Annotated in this window: 9 protein-coding genes; all 9 read left to right on the forward strand. The window is 42.3% G+C overall.

The genetic code is table 11. The features are described 5' to 3' along the window. Nucleotides 1-43: 43 nt before the first annotated feature. The 9 genes from LHW48_10880 to rsmD all read left to right on the forward strand — a co-directional run bounded on the left by LHW48_10880 (nt 44) and on the right by rsmD (nt 11,537). Nucleotides 44-1,519 (forward strand): TlpA family protein disulfide reductase, encoded by a 1,476-nt coding sequence (locus LHW48_10880; GenBank protein MCB5260950.1) that lies wholly within the window; start codon nt 44-46, stop codon nt 1,517-1,519. Beyond that, nucleotides 1,519-1,941 carry a PaaI family thioesterase gene (locus LHW48_10885; GenBank protein MCB5260951.1) on the forward strand — a complete coding sequence of 141 codons (423 nt, stop codon included), beginning with the start codon at nt 1,519-1,521 and terminating at the stop codon, nt 1,939-1,941. The genes LHW48_10880 and LHW48_10885 overlap by 1 nt, the downstream gene beginning before the upstream one ends. Before the next feature lie 31 nt (nt 1,942-1,972). After that, the gene (locus LHW48_10890) at nt 1,973-2,545 is read left to right on the forward strand and encodes a helix-hairpin-helix domain-containing protein (GenBank protein ID MCB5260952.1); all 573 of its coding nucleotides are present in this window, start codon (nt 1,973-1,975) and stop codon (nt 2,543-2,545) included. 516 nt (nt 2,546-3,061) lie between these two features. Beyond that, nucleotides 3,062-5,566 (forward strand): glycogen/starch/alpha-glucan phosphorylase, encoded by a 2,505-nt coding sequence (locus tag LHW48_10895; GenBank protein MCB5260953.1) that lies wholly within the window; start codon nt 3,062-3,064, stop codon nt 5,564-5,566. Then, on the forward strand, nt 5,527-7,152 hold the full coding sequence (locus LHW48_10900; protein MCB5260954.1) for a lamin tail domain-containing protein: 1,626 nt from the start codon (nt 5,527-5,529) through the stop codon (nt 7,150-7,152). Before LHW48_10895 ends, LHW48_10900 begins: the two co-directional genes overlap by 40 nt. 184 nt (nt 7,153-7,336) lie before the next feature. Then, a complete protein-coding gene (locus LHW48_10905) occupies nt 7,337-8,869 on the forward strand; it encodes a nucleotide sugar dehydrogenase (GenBank protein ID MCB5260955.1) in 1,533 nt (510 codons plus the stop codon). A 71-nt stretch (nt 8,870-8,940) separates the two neighbouring features. Continuing rightward, the gene (locus tag LHW48_10910; GenBank protein MCB5260956.1) at nt 8,941-10,107 is read left to right on the forward strand and encodes a ribonuclease H-like domain-containing protein; all 1,167 of its coding nucleotides are present in this window, start codon (nt 8,941-8,943) and stop codon (nt 10,105-10,107) included. Nucleotides 10,108-10,276: 169 nt separating this feature from the next. Continuing rightward, nucleotides 10,277-10,840 (forward strand): hypothetical protein, encoded by a 564-nt coding sequence (locus LHW48_10915; GenBank protein MCB5260957.1) that lies wholly within the window; start codon nt 10,277-10,279, stop codon nt 10,838-10,840. Nucleotides 10,841-11,000: 160 nt separating this feature from the next. Beyond that, a complete protein-coding gene (gene rsmD, locus LHW48_10920; GenBank protein ID MCB5260958.1) occupies nt 11,001-11,537 on the forward strand; it encodes a 16S rRNA (guanine(966)-N(2))-methyltransferase RsmD in 537 nt (178 codons plus the stop codon). The last annotated feature ends 462 nt before the right edge of the window (nt 11,538-11,999 follow it).

An 11,999-nucleotide genomic window follows, 5' to 3' on the forward strand; every position in this document is an offset into this window, starting at 1 on the left:
TTTATCTTTGAAAGCTTAAACGAGATATATATAAGGAGGATTTATGTTTCGCAACATACTAATGATAGCTCTGCTTGGCTTACTTTCAGTTACCCTGTGGGCAGCAGATTTTGACGAGTTTTTGAATCTTGCCATAGAGAATCAGGAAGAACCGGATTCACTAAAGGCGTTAGTTCAGGAATACCTCTATCGGGCGCAGAATGTAGAAGAGCATCGCACGCTACAAAACGTGTGGGTATCTTTCGATTTGGATGCTTGCTTGAATCATTATGCTCGTCTTGCCAAAGCAAATCCCAACAATCCAGACTACGCCTATCTGGCAATAAGGATGTTACCGGATAGTGCTGAACAAAAGGCAGAAGCACACAAAATTATCAACAAATTTCCCCAGTATTATTGGGGTTACCGAATTGTATCTGTTAGTCTTACGGGAAATTTTCTGCAAGAGCAAAGAGAAGAGTATATAAAGTCTGACGACTTTATGAAAGATAGTAATGCGGTGGATCTGGGTCTGGAAACTTTCCCCGATGATGAGTTCTTAAATCTTGCCAAGATTATGGTTCTTTACGTACAGAAGAAGTACGCTGAGGCTGCGCTAATTATCCCCAAACTAAAAGATCCGCAGATATTTGGCAATCATCACGATTTTATTTGCGATGTAACCATAAAAGCCGGCAGACAAGATCTTTATCCCAGAATTATTGATCTTATCCATAATGATTATGTTCAAAAAGGCATGATTGCTCCTGAGTATTTAGATTACTTGCGCAAACGAGCGATGATGTCTTATTCCATAGCCTCATATGGCATTAAGGGCTTGGATGACTACATTGCTCAGATTCCGGAGCTTACTGAGGATGAGAACATGATTAAAGAGATTATTGCTTTGTATCTTAAGCATGAGAAAATAGATAAAGCTTTCGAATACTTCGGGCAAGCCATAAACAAGAATCTCATAAATTATCCCGAAGTGGCACATTCTTCTGTCTATGATGAGTTTCGCGGAATGCCGGAGTTTACTAAACTTGAAGCAGATTCGCAGCAACGCTGGGATTCCAATAAACAAAGCAGAAATCAGGAGCTTTTAGCCAATCGCATCAATACCCCGGCACCGCCTTGGTCTTTGCCGGATATTGCCGGAAACATACACACCATGCAAGATATGAACGGTGATGTAATAATTCTGGATTTCTGGGCGCAGTGGTGCGGTCCTTGTAAAATGGTGATGCCAAATCTCAGTAGCTGGGTAATCAACGAAAAGCCCGACGGAGTTGAGGTTTTCTCCATAAATGTGATGGAAAATGACTATGATAAAGCCAAAGAATACTTTACAGAAAATCACTATGCAATGGCCTATCTGGAAGGAACTCAGGATGTAGCACAAGCTTATGGCGTTGAAGGCATTCCTCATATCGTTGTAATAGATAAACAAGGTAATATCGCTTGGCAGCAAAGTGGTTTTTCTTACGATCTGGAAGACAAACTAAGCTTCTGGGCTGAGTATCTCACCAAAGAATAATGGCAATAAGCACAGTCAACAACGAGTATAATCACTGTTTTGTGTGCGGGAAAGCAAATCCCATAGGGTTAAAACTAGATTTTAGCTACGACGACTCTGGTTCCGCTTTTGCATCCCTCAAGCTTTCGGAATTGTTTGAGGGTTATCCTGGCGTTATTCACGGCGGTATTATCTCCGCTCTTTTAGATGAAGTGATGGCAAAAGCCGTTATCCATAGCGGTAAAATTGCTTTTACTGCTCGCTTGAATGTTGCTTATCGCAAACCTCTATCTTCTGCTACGCAAGTACACCTGAGAGGTAGCATTGTGCACTTAAAAACCAGAACCATCCATACCAAAGCTCAAATCTACGCAAACTCCGTTGTATATGCTGAAGCGGAAGCCGTGTTCATCGTTCCTCACTCAAATGAATCCTCTGCATAATCTATTAAGCTCCCAAGAGCAGAAGTTGTTGTTGGGCATTACATTGCTGATTGTTTCTGGTTCTATGCTCAATCTTTTTGGTTTCATAGGCAAAGAGGAACAGGCAAAACCAGCACTGGATAGTTTGCACGTAGCCCTAGAAGAAAATGAAGAGTTGCTTATAGATCTGCGAACTGCAAAACCGGAAGAATTGATGTGTTTACCGGGAATTGGCGAAAAACGCGCTCAGGATATTCTTTCTTTTCGCTTGAACCAGCCTTTCACTGCGGTTAATCAGATTATGCTGGTTAGGGGGATTGGTATAAAAACCTATCGCCGCATCTTGCCCTATTTAGTTACTTTTGGCGACACCCTCTCGCTACAAAGCAATACAAGAAAACAGATTAACAGCCGAGATTCAGCCATCAATTCTACCCCCGTAAACATCAATGAAGCAAGCATTGAAGAGCTCTGTACCTTGGTGGGCATAGGACCTGTCAAAGCTAAGGCAATAGTTCAATATCGGGAAGAATATGGACCGTTTTCCTCGGTGGAAGATATTTGTAATGTTAAGGGAATTGGAGCCAAAACCTTAGCCAAGAATCTGTCTCGCATCAAGATATAAATAGAGCTATCTTTTGTAGTTTCTTATGCCGTAGCGGAATTACGATAAGCATTTTTATGCAAGCATCTCTGCCATGTAATTCAGTAAATTTTAACATAGCTTTAAGCTTCGATTATCTTGTTGGTGTGGGAGTAAGGCGGGATGAACCTTATTTAGTGTTAGCTTAAAGTAATGGGGCAGAAAGGAAGAATATAAAGATTCACTTTTAGGTAGCGGTGCTCACCTGAAGCGCCGAATATTTGTATCCACTTCTTGTCATTCCACTTAACAGCTCAAGCAGCTTTCTTTGTACGGTAGGTTATGGATCATCCGGAGGTGCAATAACTATCCATGTCACTATCCTGTTTCTGAAAACAGACCTGAAAAGAACATTCTCTCCATTTGCGGATTGGTGTGACAATTTATACATAAGAAGTTCTTTATCGTGCGATACTTAGCGAAATTTCTTGACAGATAAAGCCCGTAAAAGCCATTTTGCAAATTAGTTCAAAATTAGCTACTTAAAGGACAGCTTACATGAAAGAAGGTTTTATTCCCAACAACGAATTTACTTCGATCTTCTTTTCGGATAATGCCGATGGAATGACGAACGATATAAAGACTCGCTTTTTACATCATCTGGAATACTCGCTCATCAAAGATAACACCACCGTAGAGCCTTGGGATATTTATTATGCTTTGGGGCTTTCGCTAAGAGACCGCTTAATTGAACGCTGGCTGCGTACCCAATATGAGTATCGGAAGCGGGACGTGAGAAAGGTTTACTATCTCTCGATGGAGTTTCTTATTGGCAGATTATTAGGCAGCAGTTTAATAAACCTCGAATTGTATAACGAAGGTTACGACATGCTCAAAGAGATGGGTTATTCTTTGGAAGATATATCCGAGTTGGAACCAGATATGGGATTAGGGAATGGTGGTTTGGGCAGACTTGCGGCTTGTTTTATGGATTCTCTTGCCACATCTGCCTATCCTGGATATGGATATGGTATACGCTACGAATTTGGCATCTTTAAGCAGGAAATTCGCAATGGCTATCAAACTGAAGTCCCTGATCACTGGCGCAAAAACGGTTGTCCCTGGGAGATTAAACGACCGGAGATCACATATCGAGTGCGTTTTGGCGGCAAAGTGAAAGAAATGGAGCAAAACGGGGATGGACGCATTTGCGCCTGGACGGAAACGGAAGACGTGATGGCAGTTGCTTGGGACTTTCCTATTCCGGGATTTGAGGTAGATAATGTTAATAATCTGCGGCTTTGGGAAGCTACAGCAACCGATGAGTTCGATTTTGAATACTTCAATAGTGGAGACTACGTAAAAGCCGTTGAACAAAAAAACATCAGTGAAAATATAAGCAAAGTATTGTATCCTAACGATAACGTGCATCTGGGTAAAGTGTTGCGCCTAAAACAAGAGTATTTCTTTGTTTCGGCTACTTTGCAAGATATATTCTTTCAGTGGAAACAAGATCACGATGGGTTTGATAGCTTTGCCGATAAAATATGTATCCAATTGAATGACACCCATCCAGCACTGGCTATTCCGGAGCTGATGCGCATCTTTATCGATGAAGAGCGCATGAGTTTTGCTAAAGCATGGGAGATTACGCGCAAGGTATTCTCCTATACCAATCATACTGTGTTGCCGGAGGCTCTGGAGCGATGGAGCGTTGCCTTGTTTGAAGAGCTACTTCCACGTCATTTAGTCCTTATATATCAGATTAACGAGTATATAATGCAGGAAGTGGCAACAAAGTATCCTGGCGATATTATGAAAATGCGTAACATCTCCATCATCGAAGAAGGATTAGAAAAAAACCTGCGTATGGCACAGCTTTGTATTCACGGCTCACATGCGGTAAACGGAGTAGCCAAATTGCATACACAGATTCTAAAGAATAGGGTGTTTGCAGATTTTGAAGAGCTGTATCCCGGAAAGATCCAGAATAAAACAAACGGGATAACACCCAGATTGTGGCTGCTTACTTGCAACCCGCTTTTAGCAAGCCTGATATCGGAGCATATAGGTTCTTCTTGGGCACGGGACCTAACTCGCTTATCGGGATTGGAAGAATATTTGGACGATTCCTATTTTAAGGATAGTTTCTTCGAAATAAAAGAAATCAATAAAAAACGCCTTTCCCGCTACATTTACCGTGCAACCGGCATTCGAGTGAGCACCGATAGCATCTTTGATGTACAAATTAAACGTTTACACGAGTATAAACGACAATTACTAAACGTGATGGGTACAATTGCCCGCTACTATCGCATCAAAGATAATCCGGAAGCTGAATTTGTGCCTCGAACCGTGATTTTTGCCGGTAAAGCAGCACCGGGGTATTTCTTGGCCAAACGGTTGATCAAGCTGATTAACAATCTGGGCGATATTATCAATAAGGATCCCGACGTGAAAGATCGTCTCAAAGTTGTGTTTTTGCCGAATTATTGCGTATCTCTGGCTGAGAAGATTATCCCCGCTGCAGATCTTTCTGAGCAAATATCTACGGCAGGTTTTGAAGCCAGTGGGACAGGGAATATGAAGTTTGCCTTAAATGGTGCGCTTACGATCGGCACAATGGATGGTGCAAATGTGGAGATGGCAGAAGAGATCGGAGAAGAGAATATGTTTATCTTTGGCTTGAGCGCTACTCAGGTGAGCCAAATCAAGGCTTCCGGTTATAATCCCAGTACTTATTATGAAAGCGATCCGGAGCTAAAACGGGTTGTGGATTCGTTACTGGATGATTCTTGGTGCCCCAATGAACCGGGCATCTTTGCACCAATTTTCAACTCATTAGTAAGCAATGGCGATCCCTATCTTAATTTGGCAGATTTTAGAGCATTTATCGAAACATCAGCTATGGTGGACGAACTCTATTCAAACCGAGAAGAATGGGTTAAAAAAGCAATCCTTAATATTGCTCGTATTGGTAAGTTTTCCAGCGATAGAGCCATCCGGGAATATGCGGAACAGATTTGGAACATAAAACCTTTGGTGCTCGAACTGGGCACGTGACCCACATCCTTTGCGCAGTTATTCTGCTTTTACCAATAGCTTGGTTACACTCGAGTGTGGTAATCAATGAAGTGTGCTACGATCCTCCCGGAGCCGATGCTCAGCAAGAATGGATTGAACTATATAATCCCAGCAATCAAACAATAGAGCTAACGGGTTGCAAAATATATAGTTGCGGTGCAGAATGGAGCTTGGGATTTGTGTTTCCATACTATCTTTTACGCCCAAAACACTTTGTGATGGTTGGTGGAGAGGGCATGACTAATGCGCAGTTTTATACAGACTTTGTGTTCCAAAATGGAGGTAGCGCCAGCGATGCCATCCGCTTTGTAAATGCCGATAGCACCTATACCGATACCGTTATCTACGATGAACCCAACAGCAATCTGATCACCGATGATTATGGCACAGAAGCTTTCAGTCTGGCTCCAGATGCGCCTGAAGGCTGCTCCTTAGCTAGGGCTATTGATGGTTTGGATACCAATATGTGTGAAAACGATTTCATCATAGAACAAAACCCTACACCTAATTCACCCAATAGAGTTTATACCGATTATGCACTATATTCTCCTCAGTTAATGCAAGAACTGCCTCAAAAAATTCTTAGTGTGGGTATACGTAATTTGGGTTCCTATTACTATCCCTATCCGGCTCAATTTAGTGTGTATGCATCCGAAACGATGATTCACCAGGAAGATATTGTGCCTTTGGTAGCTTCCGATAGCATCAGAGTACAGTTTGTTCTGCCAGATGATGCCTATTTGCTTAGAATGACCCTAGAACTTGAGAATGATGTAAATCTGGAAAACAACGTCAGTTACTACAGTATTGAAGGCAATGGATCCCCGCCTACGTTTAGCGAGATATTTCCGGCTCCATTACCGGGAAAACAAGAATGGTTAGAAGTCTATTCTGCACCTATTAACCACAAAGGTGATTACTTTATCCAAGATGAAGCTGGAGCTTATATCAGTTTTAATTTGCCACCAGTTTCAGGTTACTATGTAATCTGCACAAACAAAGACGATTTTGTTGCCGAGTATCCCCAATGCCCAGCCTCTTCAGTTTTAGAAAGTAGCACTTGGACTGCCCTCAATAATGATGGTGATGTTTTATACTTATACGAGGGTGAACAAATCCTGGATACTATTAGTTACGAATCAAGCATTCAGGGAAAGTCTTTGTTAAAACTAAACTCTCAAGATGAACAAACAGAGTGGAGATGGGGTAGTCCAAGCCCGGGCGAGGCAAATGATGCGCATACACATGACCTTCCGGAACATACAGAACGGCTTAAGCTATTGGGCTCACCGTGCGATCCCAGATTTGGTGAACAACTAACGCTTAGCTACAATCTGCCCGATATTTCAAATCGGATAAACTTAAGAATCTACGATCTCAATGGCAGATTGGTGGTAAATCTTGCCGATAACTTATTAGTGACAGATCGTGGCGTGATACATTGGAACGGACGTCATAACTCTGGAAAGTTAGCGCAAAGAGGATTGTATATCTTGCTATGGGAATCCGTTCCCGAAACCGGTAGTAAAGTGTATCGCAAACAACTTACCGCCGTTATCAAATAAGGGTATGCTCATATTAGTGTTGATTCATTACTATTTGGGGTAAGAATCACTGGTGTGTGGATAAATCATCACAATAATCAATTATGAGCATGCATTTAGTAACAATAAAATCTTGACAGCAATCCTTGTATGAAAAACTTAAAGAACATGCTGAAAATTAAGCCCCCTAAGGAGAAACGGGAATATGTTAAAAGTATCAATTGCTCCCGATGGCAGAGAATTTCCTCTTCCTACAGAACAAGAGAATGAACAGGAACGTAAACTTTTACTGGAAATCACCAAAGAACAACGCGCCAAAGGCAGAAAGATTGTTGCGGTGCAAGGATTGGGATTTGTAGGCTGTGTAATGGCCTCTGTAGTGGCAGACGCTACAGATAAAGATGGGCAACCGATCTATTTTGTACACGGGCATCAACGCGCTTCCAAGCGTTCATATTGGAAGGTTCCGATTATTAATACCGGCGTGCCCCCGGTAAGCTCTTCAGATCCCGAAGTGCCGGAGATATTCCATCGTACCGTAGTGGAAAAGAAAAACTTACGTGCAACCAGCGAAGACAGTGTTTACGGTATGGTTGATGTAGTGGTTGTAGATATCCAGCTTGATGCCACCAAACCTGCTTTTGGTGAAGCACAGAAGGGATATTGTGATATTACTGCTTTCCGTGAAGGAATTCGCATGCTGGGGCAACACATAAATCCCGAATGCTTGGTATTGGTTGAAACAACCGTGCCTCCGGGAACCTGCGAAAAAGTAGTAAAACCTATTCTTGAGGAAGAATTTACCAAACGAGGTATCGACATTGCACAAAAGCCACCCTTGGTAGCCCACTCCTATGAGCGTGTGATGCCGGGAAGCAAGTATGTATCTTCCATTCGAGATTTCTGGCGTGTATTCTCTGGGGTAAACTCAAAGAGTATTGAACTGTGCCGCGAATTTCTCAGCAATGTACTTGATGTGGATAACTACCCGCTTACTCAATTGGATAATACTAACGCCAGCGAACTTGCCAAAACTATGGAAAACAGTTACCGTGCCACCAATATTGCGCTTACTCTTGAATGGGCACGTTTTGCCGAGCAAATTGGAGTGGACATCTTCAAGGTTCGTGATGCCATTCGCAAGCGCAAGGGCACTCACGACAACTTATTGCGCCCTTCATTGGGCGTAGGTGGGTATTGTCTTACTAAAGATCCAGTACTGGCAAATTGGGCAATGGGTGCCTTGTTTGATGTTCCCGGACAGCTCTCGATGGCGATTAATAGCGTGAACATCAACGACACCATGCCATTACACACTATCGATCTGATCAAGTGCGAGATCCCAGAAGTTAAGAATCTGCGCATTACGGTATTAGGGGTATCTTATCTGGAAAATGTTGGTGATACCAGGCATAGCCCCTCCAAAACCTTAGTAGAATTTTTACGTAAAGATCTTGCCCACGTTCGTGCTCACGATCCCTATGTGGAACACTGGGACGAACTGGAAGAAGTTACTGTGGAGAAAGATCTTCCCGCTATTTTAGAAGGCAGCGAAGTGGTGATCTTTGCCGTTGGTCACAACCAATATAAGAATTTGGAACCAAAGGATGTAGTGGACATGTGTAAGACTCGTCCGCTCATTATCGATTGTTCGAACTTTCTCGACGACGTTAAGATCAATAAATACAAAGGGCTTGGCTGCAAGGTACGCGGTGTTGGCAAAGGCCATATCGTTTAAGCGACAAGCATCATCATTTACGGGGCGAAGCATTTTCGCCCCTTTATTATAATGAGGATATTTTGCTGAACATGGATCAGGATAGAGAGCTCTTTGGCACAGAGATAAAAGAACTACTGCAAGAGAGCATAAAACGCACTATAGAAGGAGAGTTTTCACCGCACAGAGACGATCCGGTATTCTTTACCAAGGAAGCCTACCCTTTGCGCACCAAAATTGAGGGCTTACCGCTGTTTCCAAGTCTCATCCCAGATATTGTACGTTCTTGGGCAAATCTTGGCGAAACCACCTATAAACCGGAAGATGTATTGGTGTTGGATTTGGAAACCACCGGTTTGGGAAGAGGCGGAATCTTTGCTTTTATGATTGGGCTGGGCTACTTTGAAGCGGGACAGTTCTTTGTCGAGCAGATATTTCTGCCGGATCCAGATGCTGAAGAGCACAGTTTTGAACGCTTACAAGAATTGATGGAAAGCAGGTCTCTACTAATTACTTTCAATGGAAAGAGCTTTGATGTCCCGGTTTTGGAGGCACGTCTTTTGTATCATCAAATTTGGTTGGATTTGAGGGCAATGGAGCATTTGGATTTGTTACATTTAGCTCGTAGGTTATGGAAACGAAAGCTACCTTCGTGTGCCTTGGAAACTATAGAATTCTATATCTTAGGGCATATAAGAGATAAGGAACTGGATATTTCTGGGGGTGACGTTCCGCAGACATATTTCAATTTCCTTAGTACTGGGGATGCCGAGATGGTAAAACGTGTTTTTGTACACAACCATCACGACATCTTGCACACTGCGGCACTTTTTGCACTGTTATGTGATGGCTGTAAATACCCTCCAGAAGGGGGCATGGACGTTCGTATCGATTATCATGCTTTAGCGCTCCTCTATAAAAGTCAGGGGAGTTTAGATATTGCCCGCAGAGTACTGATTGATCTTATGGCAAAGGGAGAGCTTAATGCAGATATTGCTCTGGATTTAGGATTATTATACAAAAAGGCGCAAGAGATGGAGAATGCATTGGATTGTTTTCAAATAGCCGCTGCTTTAGATAATACTGTTGCCATGATAGAGGCGGCAAAGATATTGGAAAGGCAAAAGGATTTTATCGCTGCGGAGGAGTTGAGTAAAAGAGCACTATTTATTGAGGGGGGAAGGTTTATGCAAAACCACAAACTTCTTGCAGATATTCAAAAACGCATAGAGAGGTTGATGCGCAAAAGCTCCCCATAGGGCTCATATTCGAACGGGAATAATTTTGCTTATTAAAGATTATTCTAGCCCCAAGCTTATCTGCCGCAGTTTCCCTTGTTCTGTGCATGAAATACACAAAAGCTATTGACACAAAACGGCATCGACATTTTACTGCTCCCAAAATATTCAATAATCGGGAGTAGATACAATGAAAATATCAGGATCAGGCTGGACACCTACCGCCACCTTGGCAAAGCTCTTTGAAGAGCAAAACCAGTTCTTTGATGCTTTGGCTACATACGAGTTAATTGCCCAAAGCGATTCTTCTGCTGCCATTCGGGAGAAGATCGAAGCGCTTCATGCCCGAATTTTGAACGACCCTTCAAACCGCTACGATTCTCGAATCGAGAAACTCTTTACTCCCGAAGAGTTGGCATATCTTAAAATCCTTAGTCATCAAGGCTTCGACAACATGTCTCGCACGATGGAAAAACTAGGTGAAGGGATACAGGATACCGAAATCATCTTTGATGAAGAAGATGTTTTGGCAGATGAATCTGAGCTGGATGCGCTTAGCCGCGTTTTAGATGAAATTGAACGCCAGGCTCAGTTAAACATGGCTTACGAAAATGAGGACTATCGGGAAACCAGCGTGGGTGACCTGTTAATAGCAGTACTTTCCCGCTGGGATAAGAATACTTCCCTTGCCGATATCAAAGTATCGGAGATCATGCACCTGTTTGTGGATTTGCAAAGTAAACTTCCAGAATAATGCTCAAACAAAGTCCAAAGTACAATAGCATTTGCCTCAAATGCCGGCATAAGTGTAAGCAAACAAAAAAAGTATTATTACTCTCGTGTCCACACTTTGATCCCATTCCAGTTCAATTAGAAATCAAGGTTCCCGGCTTGGGAAAACGCCGAAAGAAAGCATGATCCGCATCATTGCCGGCAAGCATAAAAAACGCAAACTGTTTTCAGTGCCGGGACTCACTACCCGCCCCACAACGGATTTTAACCGGGAAATGATATTTAGCACATATCAAGATTTTGAGGGTAAACGCATCTTAGATCTTTTTGCAGGAACGGGGGCATTTGGTTTGGAGGCTCTTTCTCGAGGTGCAATTTGGGTAGATTTTGTAGAATTTGCCAATAGTGCTATTGCCACCATTCTAAAGAACACTACTCTGCTTTCCTGCACAGATTCATGCCATATTTACCGTAAACGCGTGGAGGCATACCTTAAAGATTGCTCGTATACTTATGACGTGATATTTCTAGATCCACCTTACGATAAGAACTTAATAAACCCAACCTTGCAATCCATTATGAAGGGCAACATTTTAAATCCCGGTGGAGTGATAATAGCAGAGCATTCTCGCAAGGAGAAGCCCGCCGACGATCTTTGTAAGTATATTCTTAAACAAAAAGAGGGAAATACTTGCAGTTTCAGTTGGCTCTCGGTATAGCCAATCTCTTAAAACCCATCAAATCTAACCTATTCTGCTTATACTAATTATCAGGATATATAATTTTTAGGCATTCACAGCAGGAAAATACTTGATACGTTCTACCCAAGCACCATTCTTACCCATTACTTTAAGCATTACTAATCCATAGTTTAAGCAGAGATTATCCATAATTTGCGGGAGGATCTTAACCTAAACTATCGCTAATGGCAAGTTAATGCTTTTAGTTAGAAGAAAGTGATGCTCAAAAACAACAGTACAAGAGGATTTTTCGACGATTGCTGATTTTTGTGTTGACAGGAGTAGGCAATTTACGCCTGCTGGTTTCTATTGTAAACTACAATACAATTTGCAAATGAAAGAGGTATAGATGCATACTACACAGGAGAATATCCAAAAACTTCTGAGCAAGCAGCAGAAGACTATTCAGATGGGGGGCGAAAAAGCTATTGCCAAGCAAAA

Source organism: Candidatus Cloacimonadota bacterium, from assembly GCA_020532355.1.
GTDB lineage: Bacteria > Cloacimonadota > Cloacimonadia > Cloacimonadales > Cloacimonadaceae > UBA5456.